Source organism: Bhargavaea sp. CC-171006 (assembly GCF_009761675.1).
Classification (GTDB): domain Bacteria; phylum Bacillota; class Bacilli; order Bacillales_A; family Planococcaceae; genus Bhargavaea; species Bhargavaea changchunensis.
The window spans coordinates 114,519-133,344 of record NZ_QUZH01000004.1 but is presented as its reverse complement, the minus strand read 5'-3'; the positions used below and the strand labels follow the sequence as shown (position 1 = coordinate 133,344).

Sequence of the window (18,826 nt, the reverse complement as noted above, 5' to 3'; positions counted from 1 at the left end):
CATAAATGTACCGAATCTCCCCATACTGAATGTGATTACTGAAAGGATGGGGGATTCGCCAATGGGTGTCATGAGTGACAATCCGAAAAATGAACCGCTGCATTATGGTGAAGTCGTCGGACTCTGGGCTTACGTTGCCGCGAACAATGGCTTGGTCAGTATGTACGAGGCATTTGTGAATCATGCGGGCGACAAGGAACTGATCGGTGTGATCGAGGATTCAATCAAGATGATGAAGTCCGAAAATACATCGATCGAGAAGATCCTGAAGGAAAACGGCGTCACACCGCCGCCGGCACTGCCGTCCCGCGGGAAAGCTTCTTCCGAGGACATTCCGCCCGGCGCAAAATTCGCGGACCAGGAAATTGCCGCAATTCTCGGCGTCAACGCCGGACAGGGACTTGTATCCTGCAGTGAAGTTATGGGCCAGTGCAGCCGCGAGGATGTGGCGGCGCATTTTGCCCGGTTCCATGCTGACCGCGCCACTGCGGGAGCCAGGCTGCTCCGTCTTACGAAGCAGAAAGGCTGGCTGATGACGCCGCCGCTCCACCAGCAGAAAAGCAACTGAACAAAAAGCGCTCCGCCGATGCGGGGCGCTTTTGTCATTCCCTGGCTGCCACTCAGCTTTCCATAAGAAGGAAAGCGACAAGATTCGTTTCTTAGGGAGGATTTTCGACGGAATCTGTCAAAAGAGTCTGGATAGAAAGAAGGGATGTCTATGGAGTTGAACTACCACCCGCTTGGGGACGGGGCAATCGTTGTAACGGCCGGTGAGTCGATCAGTGAAGAATCCACAGCAATGGTGCGGGCGATTGCCGAAACCATCACCCGGGCAGAGATTCCCGGCGTGTCCGACGTGATCCAGGCTTACATTACGGTCACGGTCTGCTATGAGGCTGATGGAGGAATGACTTACAGCGCAATGGAGAGGAAGTTGCGTGAACTATTGTCGGATATCAGGCCGGCCGGAAAAGGAGATGGCCGTACCGTCGAAATCCCCGTTTGTTACGGTGGCGAGTTCGGGCCTGACCTTGCATTTGTCGCGGAACACAACGGACTGACCGAGGAAGAAGTCATCCGGATCCACTCCGGCACTACATATGACGTGAAGATGATCGGTTTCGCCCCCGGGTTCCCTTTCCTGGGCGGAATGGATGAACGGATCGCAGCCCCGAGGCGGCCGTCACCAAGGCTGGAGATACCGGCCAGGACAGTAGGGATCGCCGGTGCACAGACCGGTGTTTATCCGATCGGAACGCCGGGTGGATGGCAGCTCATCGGCAGGACGCCGATCGAACTGTTCCTGCCTGACGAAGAGATTCCGAGCCTCCTCCGGCCAGGGGATCAAGTCAGGTTCAGGCCGATCTCAACCGATGAATACTTACAGATGGAGGCTGACCGTCATGCTCATGATTGAAAAGCCGGGCCTCCAGACGTCCGTCCAGGATTTGGGTCGCCCGGGCTTCCAGCAGTACGGGGTGGTCGCGGGCGGCGCGATGGATACATATGCACACCGGGTAGCGAATCTGCTGGTCGGAAACAGTGAAACATGTGCCACGATCGAAGCGGCACTTGCCGGGCCAACAATCCGCTTTGAGGCGGACAATCTGATTGCATTGGCAGGAGGGGACCTGTCGCCAAGCATTGATGGCGAACCAGTCCCGATGTGGAGGCCGGTCGCAGTAAAGGCAGGTGCTGCCCTCACATTCGGCAAGCCTGTCTCGGGCTGCAGGGTCTATGTGGCCGTTGCAGGCGGGATCGACGTGCCGGAAGTGATGGGCAGCAGGTCGACATATGCCAAGGCCCGAATCGGCGGTTTCGAAGGCCGCTGCCTGGAGAAGGGGGACCGGCTGCCGGTCGGAAATCCATCCGCTCCCGCAAAGCAGTGGTCAGAAAAAGCACTGTCCGGTGCAACCGGCAAGAAATTTTGCGCAGCGGACTGGTCCGTTTCGGATGATCTGATGCCACGTTACGGAAGCGAAGCGGAAATCCGGATGATGAAAGGGCCGCAGCATCACTGGTTTGATGGAGAAAGCAGGTCACTGTTCTTTAACGGAACGTTCACCGTCTCTTCCGAATCGGACCGGATGGGCTACAGGCTGAAAGGCGAGACGCTCCGTCTGTCCGAGCCGCGTGAGCTTCTTTCGGAAGGGGTCGTGGCAGGAGCGGTCCAGGTGCCGTCTGGCGGAAACCCGATCCTGCTTATGGCCGACCGGCAGACAACCGGGGGCTACCCGAAGATCGGCCAGGCGGCAACGGTCGACCTTCCGCTTGTCGCCCAGATGAAGCCGGGGGCAAAGCTGCGATTCAGGGAAGTGTCCGTCGAAGAGGCCCAGCAGCTGCTGATGCAGCAAAAGAAAGAACTCGCGGAACTAAAATTGGCCATTGAGCTGAAAATGAAAGGGGTATAAACATGGATTATCAAGTAGACCTGAACTGCGATTTGGGAGAATCGTTCGGTGCCTACACGATGGGGAATGATGAGGACATCCTCGATCTCATCACAAGTGCCAACGTTGCCTGCGGTTTCCACGCGGGCGATCCGTCGGTCATGAAGAAAACGGTTAGGATGGCACTGGAAAAAGGCGTCGGCATCGGAGCCCACCCCGGAACACCGGACCTGTCCGGTTTTGGCAGGCGAGCCATGGCGATTTCAGCGGAAGAGGCGTATGACCTCACGATGTACCAGATCGGCGCGCTCGATGCGTTCGTCCGGGCAGAGGGAGGCGTGATGCAGCACGTCAAGCCGCACGGCGCGCTCTATAACATGGCAGCGAAAGACTCTTCACTGGCGGAGGCGATTGCGGAGGCGGTGTACGCGGTCAATCCTGAACTGATTCTGTTCGGCCTGTCGGGCAGCGAACTGGTCAGGGCCGGAGAGAAAATTGGCCTCCGGACCGCCAGCGAAGTCTTCTCGGATCGCACTTATCAGCCGGACGGATCACTCACAAACCGACGTGAACCTAACGCCCTGATCACCGATCCGGAAATTGCAGGTGCCCAGGTGGTCCGGATGGTAAAAGAGGGTAAGGTGCGGACAGTCGATGAGACGGACTTTGCCTTGAGGGCAGATACTGTCTGCATCCATGGCGACGGCGTAACCGCACTCGAGTTCGCCCGGCGGCTCAAAGGCCTGCTGCCCGATGAAGGGGTCCGGGTGGAGAAAATCGGCAGCCGATTTTCATGATTAGGAACAGGCAGATCCAAGAGAAAGAGCGAATCATGCTTCATTCAGGGGGAAACAAATGAATCAGACATTAGAGAAAAAACAATTGCGGAGTGTCATGCTCGGTGCCGCGTTCCTGATGGCCACCTCGGCCATCGGACCGGGCTTTCTGACGCAGACAACCGTATTCACGGAACAGCTCTTGGCGAGTTTCGCATTCGTCATCCTCATTTCCGTTCTGATCGACATTGCAGCGCAGCTGAACATCTGGCGGATCATCGCCGTCTCCGGCAAGCGGGCGCAGGACATTGCAAACGATGTACTGCCCGGCCTCGGCTATGTGCTGGCATTGCTTGTCGTGATGGGCGGTCTCGCCTTTAACATCGGCAACATCGGCGGTGCGGGACTGGGTGCGAATGTGCTGTTTGGCATCGATCCGAAAACAGGTGCCATCATCAGCTGCGTTCTCGCTGTCGGCATCTTTGTCGTCAAGGAAGCGGGCCGCGCCATGGACCGGTTTACGCAAATTCTGGGCTTTGTCATGATCGCCCTCACGCTTTATGTGATGTTCACCGCGCAACCCCCATACGGGGAAGCGGCGCTGCGGACCGTTGCACCACTCGAGCTGGATATTCTGGCGATCGTCACGCTTGTCGGAGGAACAGTCGGCGGTTACATTACATTCGCGGGCGGCCACCGGCTGATTGATGCCGGCATCAAGGGGAAAGAATACCTTCCTGTTGTCACCAAAAGCGCGGTCACTGCCATCGGGGTCGCCTCGCTTATGCGAATCCTTCTGTTTCTTGCCGTCCTGGGTGTCGTCTCGCAAGGGCTGAAACTGGATCCGGGCAATCCGCCGGCATCCGTCTTCCAGCATGCGGCTGGAAACATCGGGTATAAGATTTTCGGTGTCGTCATGTGGTCCGCAGCAGTGACATCCGTCGTCGGGGCTGCATACACGTCCGTTTCCTTTATCCGGTCGTTCAGCCCGTGGATCGACCGGCATGCCAAGAAATTCATCATCGGATTCATTCTGATTTCGACTCTCGTCTTTGTCATTGTCGGACAACCGGTCAAAATACTGGTCCTCGTCGGCTCGCTGAATGGCCTCATCCTGCCGCTCGCACTTGGCGTCATGCTGATTGCCGCTTACAAAGCACGCATCGTCGGGGATTACAAACACCCGATGTGGCTGACTGTTGTCGGCGTGATCACGGTCATCGCAATGGCCCTGATGGGTGGGTATTCCCTGATCAATGGGATTCCGCAATTGTTTAAGTGATTTATATTAAAACCGGACTCGAATGAGAGTCCGGTTTTATATTCTTGCTGTCTTTTCGAGATAGCATTACTACTAGTTAGGTTCAGTCCGCCATACCGGATCAAGTGAATAGTAGGAGCTAAACGGACTTCCATTTGAAGTCCGTATTTTATTTCACGAGACTATTTACATAGGTAGAGAATGTACTGGTTTATATGTTTTTAAAATTTTTATAAGAATTTAGTCATAAGTGGTGATAGAAACGGCATATATATATAAGGCAGGGCAGAGACCGCAGCCGGAGGGGGGAGATGAGATGAAAAATAGGTTGACCGTAACGGCGTTTACCCTGATCGCCGTTGCGGGCACTATGCATGCATACGCATCGGGCTCCCTATCCGGCTGGTATGAAGATGCCTTCCGGAAGGAGAGTGAGGGGATTGCCGCCGAGGCGGAACAACACACCGCCGAACTTCTTGCAGACTTCGGGACTTACGTCATGTCAGCAAAAAATAGACTTGGAGCTGACATCCTCGATTTGGGGGAGGCCGAGGAAGAGCGTGTTGCAAGAGAGTTGGAAGCCCACCGGCTGAAATTGGAAGCCGAGCTGAAACAGTCCGCGGCGGCCATCAAGGAAGACCTGAAGGATGGCACCGCCGGCAAACAACTGGAAGCGGAGATTGAATCGGATGTCAACCGCATCTTGGAAGACGTGCTCAGCGAGCACTGAGACATCCAACCATACCAATACACGAAGAAATGGGGAAATGACAAATGTTGAAGACGATGAAAAGCAAGGTAGCAGCAGGGACAGCAGCAGTACTACTCGTAGGTGGCGGCGGTGTTGCATTTGGGGCATCGGATGCGGGGGCGAAACTATCAAATTGGTATAAGGGACAATTCACAAACACCTCTGTTGAGATTGCGAATGAAACAGGTGCTTACGGTAAAGGAGCAGCTGAAGACGCATGGGCAGAATACAATACTATTAAAAGTGGAGCTGGGCAGGACATTTTGAATGCCGGGACAGCTAGTAGTGATGCGGCTTCTGCTAAGATTGAAACAGCTGCCGATGAGCACGTAGATGCTTTGAAAACGGAATATTCAAGGATTGCAGGATATATGGATAGTCAATTCTTGGCATTAGAAAATGCATCAAAATTCTTAATACAGAATGCGGGTAAGGCTGCCCAGAACCAAGCACTTGCCGATTTGAAAAAACATTCAGATGCAAAAGGCCAGGAAGCCCTTGATGCTCTGAATGCCCACCTTGAGCAAACTACAACTACTGCAGTCGGTGAAGTAGATGAAACTATTAAATACGTAAAAGGTGATCTGGCTGCGAAGCTCCAAGAAAACAAAGATGCTTCTGTTGAAGAAATCAAAGGCATGATCGATGCTGAAATTGAGCGTCTTCGCGGCGTCGTTAACACTAGGAAAGATCAACTTGTAACTGCACAGAAAGATGCAATTCAAGCCCAAGCAGACCTACTTGAAGGGGATGCGAAACAGCAGATGCAAAATCTCGTCAACGGTATCTGATTTTAAAAGAGTTAAAACAGGACCTCGACTTCCGAGGTCCTATTCTTCTATAAGGGGGTGGAAGTGTGTCCGACAAGTTTTATAAGCGCCTGCTTTTGGTCATTGCAGTCTGTCTGTTAGTAATTGCAGGAAGCGGTCTGATGAGGGCGAATGCAGGGCAAGACGCGGGGGCGATGCTGGAAAACTGGTTTAACGGCAAGCGATCGCAGTCAGTGAATGAAATTGATGCGGCCATCAAGACGGAGAAAAACAGACTGATGGGTGAACTTCAGGCAGAACTGAACCAATCAATCGGCGGAGCGGCAAAGGAGATTGAGGATTTTACAAATGCCGAGAAAGCCCGACGTGTCCAGGCGCTCCGTGATTATGCAGCCAGTCTGATGGCAGGGATCGGACAAGGTAGTGCGGACTGGGACAAGCAGGAATATCTTGACGAGGTAGAGAAAGAAGTGCAAAAGGCCATTAAGGAGATCGACAAGGCCGCTGATAAGGCGAAGAAAATGGCGGAGAAGAACCAGCCGAAGAAAATAGACTCGGCACCGCAGCCGGCACCAGCTAATCAACCGGATCAGCAGACAGTACCTGAGAACCCGGCTGAATCAGCACAACCAGAAACAGGGGCGCCTGCCAAGAAAACCGAGAAAGCTCCGGAACAGCCGGCACCACCTGCAACAACCGAACCGGCTGAAAACACTCAGCCGACGGAAACCAGCCAGCCAACTACTCCGGCGCCAGAAGCACCATCTGCAGACTCTTCCGCTCAAGATGCATCTCCAGCCGATGAATCTGGCGCAGAATAATAATTTTCAGAAACCGATTGACGGGACAGGCCCCGTCTTGGTATTCTGTTTTTACCAAACAACGGAAAGCAGGTGATGTGAGATGGCAAACGTACAGATTGCAATAAAACAATCCGGTCGGCCTGGACTCACACGCCTGCGGGGCGCGTTTTGACGCGTTCTCCTGTTTCGCGTGCCTGAGAACCTCCACAGCCGCCGGATTGCCGGTATGCTGTCGGAGGTTTTTCTTATGGACACGGACATAACAGGAGGAAATAAATTTGAATATGACCCAATATGGTTTTAAAGATCCGTTCAAGGCGCAGGCGGAAAGCCTGATGGCGACACCCGAATTTTCCCGGTGCATTCCTGGCCGGGTGGTTCTTGAACATAAGCGGATGTACCGCGTGGTGACGGAGCATGGGGAGTGGCTTTCTACAGTTTCGGGCAGCTATGCGTTCCGTTCGTCCGGACGGATGGATTTCCCATCGGTCGGGGACTGGGTGCTCGTGGAGCAAATGCCCGGCGAGGAAAAAGGCATCATTCATGCGCTGCTCGACCGGACTTCGGTCTTCACGCGAAAGGAAGCGGGGCAGCGTGCCGAGGAACAGATTGTTGCGGCGAATGTGGATATCGTTTTTCTCGTCATGAGTCTAAATGCTGACTTTAATGCCCGGAGGCTCGAGCGTTACTTGGTAGCGGCCTGGGATTCCGGAGCAAGGCCGGTGATCGTGCTGACGAAAAAGGATTTGTGCGAAAATCCATCCGATTATCTTGATGAGCTCGGAGGCATTGCGTTTGGGGTTGATACGGTGCTCGTAAGTGCGGTAACCGGCGAAGGGCTGGACGAAGTCCGCAGCTTTCTGGGCGAAGGGGTGACGGCCGCACTTCTCGGTTCATCGGGCGCTGGCAAGTCGACCCTGACGAATGCATTGTCGGGCAAGGAAATGATGGCCGTGCAAGATATTCGCGAAGATGACGCAAAAGGGCGCCATACGACGACACATCGTGAACTGATTCCGCTTCCCGGAGGCGCCTGCCTGATTGACACACCGGGAATGCGCGAACTCCAGCTGATGGATCAAAGCGAGGGGCTGGAATCCGGTTTCAGTGATATTGACGAACTGGCAGATTCTTGCCGATACCGCGACTGTGGACATGGAAAAGAACCGGGCTGCGCTGTCCGCGAAGCAGTTGAAGACGGCCGGCTGCCGGAAGAAAGACTCACGAGCTATTTTAAGCTTCAGCGGGAAATCGCCTATATCGAACAGAAATCCGATGCCCGTGCCAGAATGGCAAGCGCAAAGCAGCGCAAGGACCTGACCAAGGCCGTGCGCCGCGCACAAAAACAGAAGCAGAAACGATAAAACGGATGCCCCCTTTGCTCGGGGCATCCGTTTTTTTATTACCAAATTCCTATGATGTAATAGACGACTAACGCGACCAGTCCGACCGGAACGCCGAATGCCGCCCATTCACCGCTGCTGATCCTGAGTTTGCCTGCGGAGATGATGTTCGGGATATTCCCGGGGATCAGCATCCCGCCGCTGATGAGAAGACCGAGAAGGATCGCTCGGATGGCGTCAAATTGCATGAGCGGACTGATTTCGGCAGCAGCCAGCGTGGCATTGTCAAGGACGGCGGACAGCATGTTCATCCAGTAAAGCGTGCCCGGTGCGACATCGGTGAGGTGCTCGCGGATCAGCGGTTCAAATCCGGCGCCGAGCATCGTGAGTGCCATGATGAAGAGGTATACTTTGAACGAACGCGTGAAGATCGAGGTAACCGGCTCGGGAGGCGGAGGTGTGCCGCCGGCCTCTTTTTCCGGCGGGTCGACCCACACAGCCGCAAGGATTCCGAACATCAGGATGGCCGTGAGGACGTCCAGGCCGATCAGGTTAAAGAGAAACGAAAACTCTGCATTCAGTTTCTGTACCGTGATGGTGGAGAGGGGTTCACCGATCGGAGTGAGTGCGGCACCAAGACCAATCGAGTAGCAGGCGAGGATGACGAGCCGGATCTCGGAGCGCCGGGCAAGTCCCAATGTGCCGGTCACCGTGACGAGCACAAGCGCTGCGATGATGGCGGTAATGACGCTCGATACCAGTCCGAGCAGGATGACAAGTAACGCGTAAAGAAGTCTGTCGGGCACGACTTTCCGGAGCCAACGGATGCCCCCCGTAAGTTGCCGGTAAAACAGGCGGAAGACGATGCCGGCGCCGAGCACGGTCAGCGTGATCGGAAGAGGGTCGGAAAAGGCCTGTCCGAGCAGTTCGCGGTTCATCATCCCACCAGTGATGGCCGCAGCGATCCCCATGACGAGAAGAAACAGTTCCAGTTGCCGTTCGATGGGCTTCACGGCAAACGGCAGGACGAGAACAAGGAGAAGAATGATGAGGAGTCCGGTTGTCACTTCGATTGCTCCTTTGCTTCAGGCTATTTGCCATCTTATGAAGGTGAGCAGGAGGACATGTCCGCATAATTCGACACGATCATGTTCCGATTGCTCTGATTTTTCGTTATACTAAATACTAGTTTTGAGAAATGAGTTGATGCTGCATATGAATAAAGATCTGTTCATCGCATTTTTCCGGGCCGGGATGCTCGGTTACGGTGGCGGACTTTCCGCCATCCCGCTTATGAAACGGGAAATTGTCGACCGATATAAGTGGATGGACGATGATGAATTCTCGGACATCCTTGCCTTGGCGAACACGTTGCCGGGTCCGGTCAACACAAAACTGTCGGGATACATCGGCTGGCGGCTCAACCGATGGCCTGGAATGCTGTCGAGCCTGGCCGCCACAGTCCTGCCGACCGCTTTCTTGATGGTGATCCTGCTGACACTGCTTAATGCGTTCAAAGACAAGCCGTGGGTGCAGGGAATGGCAAGAGGGGTCATTCCGATCGCCGGCGTCATGATCGGTGTCCTTGCGATCGACTTCCTGAAAAAAGCCGGAGTGGGCCTAGGCTGGCCGCTGACAGCCGTTCTAGTTGTGGCAAGCCTTGCACTCACTGAATTCGCGGGTGTCCATCCGGCGATCATCATCGCCGTCCTGATCCTGTCCGCCTTCATCCCGTGGCGGAAGAAGGGAGGTGCGTCATGATTCTTTACTGGCAAGTGTTCTGGGCGCACTTTACGTCCAATCTTCTGGGTTACGGGGGCGGTCCTGCGACGATTCCGCTTCTCCAGCACGAGGTGGTTGACCGGTATGGCTGGATGTCGAACGGGGAATTCAGTGAGATCGTAGCGCTCGGCAACGGGCTGCCCGGTCCGATTGCGACGAAGATGGCCGCGTACATCGGCTATGACGTCGCCGGAATCCCGGGAGCTTTCATCGCACTGTTCGCGACGGTGGCACCGTCACTGATTCTCATGGTCGTGCTTCTCGGAATCCTAATGCGGCACAAGGACGCGCCGCAGGTCAAAAGGCTGACAAAAGTGGTCCGGCCGACGATTGCCGTGCTCCTCGGCGTGATGACCTATGATTTCTTCTTCGATTCGTTCACCGGGTCGGGCTGGATCCACACACTCGTCCTGATCGTGGCAGGTTACATCCTGCTCGAGGTCCGCAAAGTCAGCCCGACATGGGTCGTCCTCGGAGCGCTCATCTATGGCTCCATCTTCCTCGGTGGCTGATCCAACTACATACTAAGAAGGGGGAAATGATTCATCATGGATTACTTGTATCATCCGTTCAGTTCACAAAGGCATACGGTATTCGCGAAAAACGGTGTGGTGGCGACAAGCCAGCCGCTTGCGGCACAGGCCGGTATTGAAATCATGCGTCGTGGAGGCAATGCCATCGACGCCGCTATCGCCACGGCAGCGGCACTGACCGTCGTCGAGCCGACGAGCAATGGCATCGGCGGAGATGCGTTCGCACTGATCTGGACGGAAGGCAAGCTCCACGGGCTCAACGCCTCCGGCCCGTCGGCACTGGCAGCAACCGCGGAAAAAGTGAAGGCGCTCGGGCACGAAAAGATGCCGGTGTTCGGCGCCGTCCCGGTGACCGTTCCCGGCGCGCCTTCCGCATGGGCGGAAGTGTCCCGCAAGTTCGGAAAGCTGAGCCTTTCGGAGACGCTCGAGCCCGCTGTGCGGCTGGCGGAGGAAGGCTATCCGCTCACGCCGATCCTCGGCAAGTATTGGGAAGTGGCCTACAACAAGTTCAAGAACCTTTCGGAAGGCAGTGAAGAAGAGCGGAAAGCCTTCGAGGCATGGTTTGACACATTTGCCCCTGACGGCCGGCCGCCAAAGACCGGCGAGATGTGGCGTTCCCCCGGGCATGCCGACACACTCCGCCAGATCGGGGAAACAGAAGGACGGGCGTTCTACGAAGGCCCGCTCGCGAAACAGATTGCCGATGCGGTGCAGGCCCACGGCGGTTTCCTGAGCAAGGAAGATCTCGCGGCCTATCAGCCTGAATGGGTCGAACCGGTATCTGCCGACTATCGCGGCTACGACGTCTGGGAGATTCCGCCGAACGGCCAAGGAATGGTCGCTCTCATGGCGATGAACATCCACTCGGCAGGCGGCCATCTGCCGGTTTACGGGGACGCGGAGACGCTCCACCACCAGATCGAGGCGATGAAGCTGGCATTCACCGACGGCAAGACATTCATCACCCAGCCTGACGATATGCCGGTCGAAGCGGCGCATCTGCTGTCGCCCGAATATGCGGAAAAGCGGGCTGCCGTCATTGGAGAACGGGCGATCGATCCTGAGCCATACGAGCTGCCGAAGGGTGGCACGGTCTATCTTGCAGTGGCAGACGAGGAAGGCAACATGGTGTCCTTTATCCAATCCAACTATATGGGCTTCGGATCCGGGATCGTCGTGCCAGGCACCGGCATCGCGCTCCAGAACCGCGGCGCGGATTTCTCGCTTGAGCCGGAACACCCGAACTATCTGAAACCGGGCAAGAAGACATATCACACGATCATTCCCGGCTTCCTCACGAAGGACGGAGAAGCGGTCGGGCCGTTCGGCGTCATGGGAGGCTATATGCAGCCACAGGGCCACTTCCAGGTTGTCTCCAATACGGTCGACTTCGGGCTGAACCCGCAAGCCGCGCTTGATCAGCCGCGCTGGCAATGGGTCGGCGGCAAGACCGTCCAGGTGGAACCGGACTTCCCGCTCCACCTGGCACAGGCCCTCCAGCGGAAAGGCCACGATATCCAGATCGCGACAGACTCCGGCGGCTTTGGCCGCGGCCAGATCATCTGGCGCAATCCGGAAACCGGCGTGCTCGAAGCCGGCACGGAATCCCGGACGGACGGCTCCATTGCGGTCTGGTAATTGAATGAATGAGTAAACGCCGGCATCCCGCCGGCGTTTTTCTTTTGCCTCGTTTTTCTGGAACGGGTTAGCGGAAAGGAAGGAAGGGAAGAAAAGGGAAAACGGACAAATCTGGAGGAGATCAAGTGCTGACGTTCACACCAAGCCAGGACGAGCGGACCATCTCGCTGAAGTTCGACGGAACTCTTACCAAGGAAGATGCATTAAAGCTGAACGAAGTAATTTCAAGGAAATACGAAGAAGAAGGCAAGTTTAAAATCTTTGCGGAAGTCGGTACGGTCGACCTCGCTTCCATCCCCGATGCGCTCAGAGGCGTCCAATTCGATATGAAACGCCTGAAGGCCTTCACTAAGGTTGCCCTCATGAGCGAGCAGAACTGGCTGCAGTTTGCCCAGGGACTCGGAATGGGCGAAATCGCCAGGCTGAAGACGAGGCATTTCAGCCCGGGTGAATACGAAGCGGCGTGGGAGTGGCTGGGAGAGGAATAGGAGTGATGGAGCGGCTGCAGATCATTTGCAGCCGCTTCGCTGTTTCGTGCGGTTCGCGCTTGTATTTTTCGCCCCGCACAGCTATTTCAACCGGGCTTCCGCTCTGGTACGCTAAGAAAAAGTAGATATGAGAAGGTGTCATCATGATTACAGTAGTCGGCAGCATCAATATGGATCTTGTAGTGGGGACGGAGCGATTTCCTAAACAGGGAGAGACCGTCCTCGGCAATCTGCATGCGACGGTTCCAGGCGGCAAGGGGGCCAATCAGGCGGTGGCGGCCGCGCGCCTTGGAGGACAAGTCGGGATGATTGGCGCGGTCGGCACCGATCCGTTCGGGGATGAACTCACTGCAAATCTGAAAAACAAGGGCGTTGATGTCAGCGGTGTAAAACGTGTGGAAGGCCCAAGCGGCATAGCAAATATTCTCCTCTCTGAAGGGGATAACCGGATCATTGTGGTCCCGGGCGCCAATCATGAACTGACGCATGAGGACATCGATAACTGCGAACAGGCCATTGCTTCCAGCGATCTTATCGTGATGCAATTGGAGATTCCGATTCCATCCGTACTCCGTACAATCGAAATCGCTCACAAGAACCACGTTCCCGTTATCCTGAATCCCGCGCCGTCAGACGGCTTCAGCGAGGAATTCCTCAAATACGAGCCCATTCTCACGCCGAATGAGAGCGAAGCGGCCATGATGTTTGGCGACAAGTGGGAACAAGCGTTGGAAGCACATCCGAACCGGCTCATCGTCACACTTGGCCGGGACGGTGCCCGGTATTATGACGGTGAACGGCATGTCAGAGTGCCCGGCATCCGGGTAAATGCGGTCGACACGACCGGTGCCGGTGACACGTTCAACGGTGCGCTCGCAGTTGCTATGGCGGAAAAGATGCCGATGGCAGACGCCATCCGCTTCGCGAATGCGGCGGCGTCACTGTCTGTCGAAAAGTTTGGCGCCCAAGGCGGAATGCCCGGACGCGAAGAAACGATGAGGAGATTACAACTGACTGAGTAAAAGAATCTGGGTGGGCCTGATCCCTCACCCGGAAAAATCATCTTTTAACATCCTAATAAGGCGTTGGAAAGATATGTGCACTCTTTGTGTATACTCAACGCTCTTTAGGATGTTTTTGTATTCTTCAAAGTGCTGCCAGTGCAGCGTGCTTCCAGTTATGGGTCTGCGGTCCGGGGTAAGTTGCTGATGATTTGCTCCCATCAGAGTCTCTGTTTCTTTGAAAGGTTTTTTATGATTCATCATTAGTGTAGGTATAATAGCGGGCTGCCAAAAATATATTTATACTCTGGGGAAAATATCATATGCAAATCGGAGAGGGTGTTGAAAATGGTGGGGAAGAAGATGGCCAGTGTCATGGCAACCGCGTTATTGATGACGAGTATGTTTGGGGCGAGTGCTTACGCGGAGTCGCCAGAAGAGTTAAAAGAAAAGATCCAGTTGCCTGGAGAGGTGAAACCGAACCAGGAGTTGCTGGATAAGATTAATTTAAAGCCTTTCAACCTAAACCAATTCAACACCAAGAATCGATTCAATCAGGAATCTGGCCGCTCCGTGATCGAAAAGGCTGCTGAAGATGATGTTTTTTATGAAGTCGAACCCAATGACGATTTTTACCTGGCAGATAATCTCCCGCTATTATCATTAATGGTAGCGAATATGGACTACGGTGATCTTGATATTTTCAAGGTAAAGGTGACCACTGCTGAGGAGTACCTGATCGTCATGGGGTTAACAGATGAGTTTGAGTTTCCCGTCAATGAGTTGATTTATGGGGTTGTGGACAGTAACTATAATTTTATTGAACCGGAACTTTATGAATATGAGGATGGTCTCTCCTATCAGGTTGTCCCCGTAAAGAAGGGTGATTATTATATCCTAGCTTTCGACTATTACGGGGAGCGATGGGGAGAGTACTACTTTATGATGGCAGGGATGTTGGATGTTATTGATGCCCCTAAGGTAAATGCCATTGATGACAATGATAAAGTGATCACGGGTAAATCGGAAAAAGGCTCCACCGTCAAAATTTATAACGGAAAAACAATGCTGGGGTCTCAAAAAGTGGATAGTAAGGGTAACTTCAAGATCAACATCAAGCCAATAAAAGCCGGAACAAAAATAAAGGCAACGGCGACAGATCAGGATGGCTATGAAAGCAAACCGACGACCATCACAGTAGCAGATAAAACGGCCCCTGCATCTCCAAAGGTCAATGCTGTCGATGACAATGACAAAACCGTATCGGGCAAGACGGAAGCCAATGCCACGGTCACTGTCAAAAACGGCAAAACGACCTTAGGCACGCCGAAGGCCGACAAGTCAGGAAATTTCAAGCTCAGCATCAAACCCGTCAAAGCAGGCACGAAGTTAACCTTTACTGCAAAGGACTCTGCCGGCAATGTCAGCAAAGCGAGTACGAAGACAGTAGTGGATAAAACCGCTCCATCCTTGACGGTCAAAGACATCTATTCCGGCAACAAATCAGTTGCCGGAAAAACGGAAGCAGGGGCGAAGGTAACGGTAAAGGTCGGCAAGACCACATTGGGCTCCGGCACCGCAAATACCAAGGGTGAATTTAAGATTACTATCAAGGCTCAAAAGAAAAATACAACCGTAACAATTTCCGCTTCGGATAAAGCGAAAAACACAAAGACTGTTTCCAAAAAGGTGAAATGATTTAATTCTCCTCCGTTTCCACCGTTCATAAGCACAAAGAACCCGAACCGGGACTTTTTCAGAGTCCGAGGTTCGGGTTTCAGTTTTAGTATCGTTGAATAGTTGCTGCTGGTCTTTGTTCCAGTCCCTTTAGCACGGAATGGTAGATCCGCTCACAGTTCCGGTGATCGGGATATTTAATCACACCCGTGATATCCACCTCATAGTTATCAAAATCGTGGAGGAGCCGATCCTTGATCAGGTCGACGATCTCCTGTTCTGATTGGGCTATCCGGCCAATGAATGTATCTTCAATTGGGCGAAGAATCCCTTTCCGGAAAAAACGTTCGACGTCGAAGTGATAGTGGATCACCGGTTTTTTCATCTTGATAAAGTCAAAGCTGACAGTACTGTAGTCCGTGATGAGCAGAGCATGTTCGATAAGCAGGTCCTGCACCTTGCGGGATCCGAAGGTGATAAAGTTCACCCGGCTGTCTTCAATATCAATATTCCTCTCGAAGAAATCCTGAGCCCGGTAGTGAGGGTAGAAGTTGAGCCGGACGTTATGTTCTCGGAGGAGATTGTTCAATTCCGGATTATTGATGAGATTGACATACGTACTGAAGTATTCGCTTTCGAGGAATTGCTGGTCGGTGTTGATCCAGTCGCGCCATGTCGGCATGAGAAGAATATCCTTTGGCGGCTCGTTCTGTACGAGGCGATCAAACCGGGCTAGGCCGGTGACGGCTACCTCATCATATTCATATCCCATTTCCTCCATGACAATCTCTTCTTTCTCCTCGTCACTGCTCACAATAAACAAATCAAATGGAACATCATAAAACTTCTTATGATACTCGACGTTCTTACGGCCCAGTACACCGTGCTGCAGAAAGACCTTGTACGTATCTTCATAGTGGAAGAATCCCCTTGCTGTTTTAAATGGAAGAAGATTCTCAAGATCATGTGTTCCGAGGAGAACACCCGCCTTTAACGATAGATCGTAATGTTTTTGGGAACCGAATTCGAGCACATTCGGATCCTCACAGATGTTCTTATAATCCTTCGAATCCTTTTCAAGGACATAATACGCCTCGACGTCTGTATGTTCCCGCAACCACTGATACAGGACCAGACCGTTGTCCTGTGCCGTGTCGGTACGTTCACCGACCAGCCAGACGTTCCGGTCCTTTAATGCGCCTTCATCGTTCAACTCAATGGTGGCTGGGACGGCGAATGTCTCAATTTTAGTGTTGTGAAAGGGTGTCGTCGTAACCAAGTAGTAGTGAATGTTTCCTTCCGCATCATGGAGGAAGTGCGAGTCGTAGTAATGATCTTTGCGGTAGTCAGATTCGCTGTATCTGATTTTTTCTTTTCTGACCGTTTGCCCATCACTGTTAATGATTTCGATGTACAGGTCAATGATGGTTTTATTTTTGCTTTTTAGGGAGGGGAGGTCCAATTGCTTCAGGTCGACTTCGAAATTTCCGTCAACCGGGACTCGGATGGACCGAAGCGACTCGCGTTCTTCGAATAAAAGATAGGCCTTGCAGTCAGTGAATTTTAAAAACTTGCCGGCATATCCGGATAACTTGAACTCAGAAATTTCCGTAATCCGTTTGCGAATGACAGGTCGCTCGGCTTTCAGGGCTAAGGATCCGTCATCATGGACATAAAAATTAAAGCGGGTCAGTTGGCAGTCAATCACATCATTAAATGCAAAATCTCCCGAAAGTGAATTGCGTTCCAAACTGAACTGCCGTTTAATTGGCGCCTCTCCACCAGAGACAATGAAAAAGCGCTTGATGGAGAAGTTGCCGGTAAGCTCCTTGATTGGAAGCGTTGCAAAACTTCCAGCAGTCGTTTGATTGATGGGATAGTCTGAAACTTCATGTGTCCTTGTATCTTCTACTTGCAATAATCGATGATCCATTGCTGGACCGGAGGAGAAAGTAAGTTGAATCGAATCTTTGTTCATCTTAAATGAAATGGAATCCGGTTTGAACGTTTGGGCGGACGCGGATAAACAGGCATAGCCGTTCTGGTTCATAAGGGTGATCACATGGTTAAACGATTCAAGCTCAGCCTGCCAGCTCCCATCTGTTACGAGCGGAAAGAGCTGCCCCTGCCTTTGGAGGAACAGTCTCCACGTTCCTAGAGACAGGGCTGTAAAGTCAGTGATCTCAATACAATCGTCACTGGTTTGGTGACAGTCAAGAATTCTGAGCTTGTGATTCTGAAATGCGTACAATTGAATGGACGTATCCGGTAAGTCCGAGTAAAGGGGCTTGCCGGTTTTCAAGACAAGTCTGCTGTAACCGGAAGCGTATCCGGTGATGGGAAAAGGATCGGGATGGAATTTGAGTTCCGCAAATTTCCGGTAAAGCAGGATGAAACGATCGACACGAGTAACGATGTATTTCCCGTCCAACAAAATACCGGAGGTTCCGCTTTTTGGAAAATCATTTGAGGCGGTGATCCACATCCGGTGTCCATTAATGAATAACTGAACCTTCAACCTGTTTTCAAGGTCTTTGAGGGAAGCTTCCGGAACGTGAATAGTGAGGCGGTGGTTGTTGATTCGTTTATACGGAATCGGCTTTTCCGTTACGCCATCTGAGACGGTTACGGAGATTTTTTTTAGCGGTGTCCAAAAGTTTTTCAGAGTAAGATGAAAGACAAGCCCATTTCCTTGTTGGTTAACATGTGACACAGTAACTTTCTTAACGAGTTTTTTTCTGATATTTTTTAGCTGCTTCCAAATTTGTACTTGGGTGGATGGCATGATCAACTCTCCTAAGTAGTGTGATCCATAATTGGATGATGAGCTTTCAGACGAGAAAATAAACCTCTTCCGCAACTTAGAGAAATTTAACCAACAAAATGGGGTAGCTCGGTAGTGTGACGTTCGATTATCCAAGGGTGCTAAAACATTTAGGGTGCTGAGTTTTCTAAGCAGTTTGGGCGCTAAAGGGATTGTTGATAGGTATGCCAATCAAGATCGTGATATAAAAAGAGGTTGCACAGATAACATCCTGTGCAACCTCTTTTTATAGTTCTTTAATATACCAGGTATCCATCGTCCCATGCTCGGAGCCGTCCAGCGGCCTGTCCAGTTTCCTGAAGCCGAGCCGTTCATAGAGCCTGTTGGCCACTTGGAGTTTTTCCATTGTTTCCAGATAGCAATGGGAATAATGCTCCATTGCAAAGCGGAGTGCGGTTTCCATCAGTTGCTTTGACAGTCCCTGTCCCTGGGCTTCCGACATGATATACAACTTCTGAAGCTCACAGACGCCTGCATGCTTCCCGAAAGGCGCAATACCGACACCGCCCATTACCACACCGTGTTCATCTGTTATCACCCAATACTTCGAATTCGGCAACTCCTGATAGTAGGCTGACAAACTGGCCAGTTGCGGATCAAAATAGGCTGTGCCCGGAATATCCAGTCCGAATGACTCCAGCGAGCGCTTGATGATTTTCTCGATGGCCGGATTGTCTTTTTTCACGATTTCACGGATTTTCATTGGTTCATCCCTCTTTTTATTTGTCCTGTTTTCAATCTATCTTCTTCTTCGTCTGCATGCAAGGCGATTTCCGGTTCGGTTCTAAT

At 52.7% G+C, this 18,826-nt stretch carries 18 protein-coding genes; 15 read left to right on the top strand and 3 right to left on the bottom strand.

The window, feature by feature from the left end:
* The first annotated feature begins 61 nt into the window (after positions 1-61).
* The 9 genes from DZC51_RS02095 (at position 62) to rsgA (ending at position 8,115) form a co-directional block, all read left to right on the top strand.
* Positions 62-568 carry a DUF3231 family protein gene (locus tag DZC51_RS02095; RefSeq protein ID WP_157293717.1) on the top strand — a complete coding sequence of 169 codons (507 nt, stop codon included), beginning with the start codon at positions 62-64 and terminating at the stop codon, positions 566-568.
* Between the two features lie 150 nt (positions 569-718).
* Positions 719-1,417: a 5-oxoprolinase subunit PxpB gene (pxpB, locus tag DZC51_RS02090; protein WP_157293716.1), complete on the top strand. Its 699-nt coding sequence runs from the start codon at positions 719-721 to the stop codon at positions 1,415-1,417.
* Entirely contained in the window at positions 1,404-2,411 is a 1,008-nt protein-coding gene (locus DZC51_RS02085) for a 5-oxoprolinase subunit C family protein (RefSeq protein WP_157293715.1), read from the top strand. The genes pxpB and DZC51_RS02085 overlap by 14 nt, the downstream gene beginning before the upstream one ends.
* A 2-nt stretch (positions 2,412-2,413) precedes the next feature.
* Positions 2,414-3,187, top strand: a complete 774-nt coding sequence (locus DZC51_RS02080) for a LamB/YcsF family protein (RefSeq protein WP_157293714.1) — start codon at positions 2,414-2,416, stop codon at positions 3,185-3,187.
* Positions 3,188-3,245: 58 nt separating this feature from the next.
* Entirely contained in the window at positions 3,246-4,448 is a 1,203-nt protein-coding gene (locus DZC51_RS02075; RefSeq protein WP_157293713.1) for an NRAMP family divalent metal transporter, read from the top strand.
* A 295-nt stretch (positions 4,449-4,743) separates the two neighbouring features.
* Positions 4,744-5,157, top strand: coding sequence for a hypothetical protein (locus DZC51_RS02070; protein ID WP_157293712.1), 414 nt, complete (start codon positions 4,744-4,746; stop codon positions 5,155-5,157).
* Between the two features lie 44 nt (positions 5,158-5,201).
* Positions 5,202-5,969, top strand: a complete 768-nt coding sequence (locus DZC51_RS02065) for a hypothetical protein (RefSeq protein WP_157293711.1) — start codon at positions 5,202-5,204, stop codon at positions 5,967-5,969.
* A gap of 65 nt (positions 5,970-6,034) precedes the next feature.
* Positions 6,035-6,769: a prolipoprotein diacylglyceryl transferase gene (locus tag DZC51_RS02060; protein ID WP_157293710.1), complete on the top strand. Its 735-nt coding sequence runs from the start codon at positions 6,035-6,037 to the stop codon at positions 6,767-6,769.
* Positions 6,770-7,029: 260 nt separating this feature from the next.
* On the top strand, positions 7,030-8,115 hold the full coding sequence (gene rsgA / locus DZC51_RS02055) for a ribosome small subunit-dependent GTPase A (RefSeq protein ID WP_157293709.1): 1,086 nt from the start codon (positions 7,030-7,032) through the stop codon (positions 8,113-8,115).
* Between the two features lie 38 nt (positions 8,116-8,153).
* On the opposite strand, the gene DZC51_RS02050 is transcribed toward rsgA, so the two are convergent.
* On the bottom strand, positions 8,154-9,161 hold the full coding sequence (locus tag DZC51_RS02050) for a DUF1646 family protein (protein WP_157293708.1): 1,008 nt from the start codon (positions 9,159-9,161) through the stop codon (positions 8,154-8,156).
* Between the two features lie 139 nt (positions 9,162-9,300).
* On the opposite strand from DZC51_RS02050, the gene DZC51_RS02045 reads away from it, so the two are divergent.
* From DZC51_RS02045 to DZC51_RS02020, 6 genes are all read left to right on the top strand, one after another.
* The gene (locus DZC51_RS02045; protein WP_157293707.1) at positions 9,301-9,855 is read left to right on the top strand and encodes a chromate transporter; all 555 of its coding nucleotides are present in this window, start codon (positions 9,301-9,303) and stop codon (positions 9,853-9,855) included.
* Complete coding sequence (locus tag DZC51_RS02040; protein WP_157293706.1) at positions 9,852-10,388, top strand: chromate transporter; 537 nt, start codon at positions 9,852-9,854, stop codon at positions 10,386-10,388. The genes DZC51_RS02045 and DZC51_RS02040 overlap by 4 nt, the downstream gene beginning before the upstream one ends.
* Before the next feature lie 36 nt (positions 10,389-10,424).
* Entirely contained in the window at positions 10,425-12,047 is a 1,623-nt protein-coding gene (locus DZC51_RS02035; RefSeq protein WP_157293705.1) for a gamma-glutamyltransferase family protein, read from the top strand.
* A gap of 125 nt (positions 12,048-12,172) precedes the next feature.
* Positions 12,173-12,535: a SpoIIAA family protein gene (locus DZC51_RS02030; RefSeq protein ID WP_157293704.1), complete on the top strand. Its 363-nt coding sequence runs from the start codon at positions 12,173-12,175 to the stop codon at positions 12,533-12,535.
* A gap of 143 nt (positions 12,536-12,678) precedes the next feature.
* The gene (gene rbsK, locus DZC51_RS02025; RefSeq protein WP_157293703.1) at positions 12,679-13,557 is read left to right on the top strand and encodes a ribokinase; all 879 of its coding nucleotides are present in this window, start codon (positions 12,679-12,681) and stop codon (positions 13,555-13,557) included.
* Positions 13,558-13,899: 342 nt separating this feature from the next.
* A complete protein-coding gene (locus DZC51_RS02020) occupies positions 13,900-15,234 on the top strand; it encodes an Ig-like domain-containing protein (protein WP_157293702.1) in 1,335 nt (444 codons plus the stop codon).
* An 85-nt stretch (positions 15,235-15,319) separates the two neighbouring features.
* Here DZC51_RS02020 and DZC51_RS02015 read toward each other — a convergent pair whose 3' ends face one another.
* A complete protein-coding gene (locus DZC51_RS02015; protein ID WP_157293701.1) occupies positions 15,320-17,998 on the bottom strand; it encodes a CDP-glycerol glycerophosphotransferase family protein in 2,679 nt (892 codons plus the stop codon).
* A gap of 265 nt (positions 17,999-18,263) precedes the next feature.
* Positions 18,264-18,740 carry a GNAT family N-acetyltransferase gene (locus DZC51_RS02010; RefSeq protein WP_157293700.1) on the bottom strand — a complete coding sequence of 159 codons (477 nt, stop codon included), beginning with the start codon at positions 18,738-18,740 and terminating at the stop codon, positions 18,264-18,266.
* Between the last annotated feature and the right edge of the window lie 86 nt (positions 18,741-18,826).

Excerpts from the sequence above, each read along its gene's own strand:
- DZC51_RS02045 (WP_157293707.1), top strand. The coding sequence starts at position 9,301 with ATGCTGCATATGAATAAAGATCTGTTCATCGCATTTTTCCGGGCCGGG.
- pxpB (WP_157293716.1), top strand. The coding sequence starts at position 719 with ATGGAGTTGAACTACCACCCGCTTGGGGACGGGGCAATCGTTGTAACG.
- DZC51_RS02035 (WP_157293705.1), top strand. The coding sequence starts at position 10,425 with ATGGATTACTTGTATCATCCGTTCAGTTCACAAAGGCATACGGTATTC.
- DZC51_RS02040 (WP_157293706.1), top strand. The coding sequence starts at position 9,852 with ATGATTCTTTACTGGCAAGTGTTCTGGGCGCACTTTACGTCCAATCTT.
- rbsK (WP_157293703.1), top strand. The coding sequence starts at position 12,679 with ATGATTACAGTAGTCGGCAGCATCAATATGGATCTTGTAGTGGGGACG.
- DZC51_RS02010 (WP_157293700.1), bottom strand. The coding sequence starts at position 18,740 with ATGAAAATCCGTGAAATCGTGAAAAAAGACAATCCGGCCATCGAGAAA.
- DZC51_RS02075 (WP_157293713.1), top strand. The coding sequence starts at position 3,246 with ATGAATCAGACATTAGAGAAAAAACAATTGCGGAGTGTCATGCTCGGT.
- DZC51_RS02020 (WP_157293702.1), top strand. The coding sequence starts at position 13,900 with ATGGCCAGTGTCATGGCAACCGCGTTATTGATGACGAGTATGTTTGGG.
- DZC51_RS02095 (WP_157293717.1), top strand. The coding sequence starts at position 62 with ATGGGTGTCATGAGTGACAATCCGAAAAATGAACCGCTGCATTATGGT.
- DZC51_RS02080 (WP_157293714.1), top strand. The coding sequence starts at position 2,414 with ATGGATTATCAAGTAGACCTGAACTGCGATTTGGGAGAATCGTTCGGT.
- DZC51_RS02070 (WP_157293712.1), top strand. The coding sequence starts at position 4,744 with ATGAAAAATAGGTTGACCGTAACGGCGTTTACCCTGATCGCCGTTGCG.
- DZC51_RS02085 (WP_157293715.1), top strand. The coding sequence starts at position 1,404 with ATGCTCATGATTGAAAAGCCGGGCCTCCAGACGTCCGTCCAGGATTTG.
- DZC51_RS02065 (WP_157293711.1), top strand. The coding sequence starts at position 5,202 with ATGTTGAAGACGATGAAAAGCAAGGTAGCAGCAGGGACAGCAGCAGTA.
- DZC51_RS02015 (WP_157293701.1), bottom strand. The coding sequence starts at position 17,998 with ATGCCATCCACCCAAGTACAAATTTGGAAGCAGCTAAAAAATATCAGA.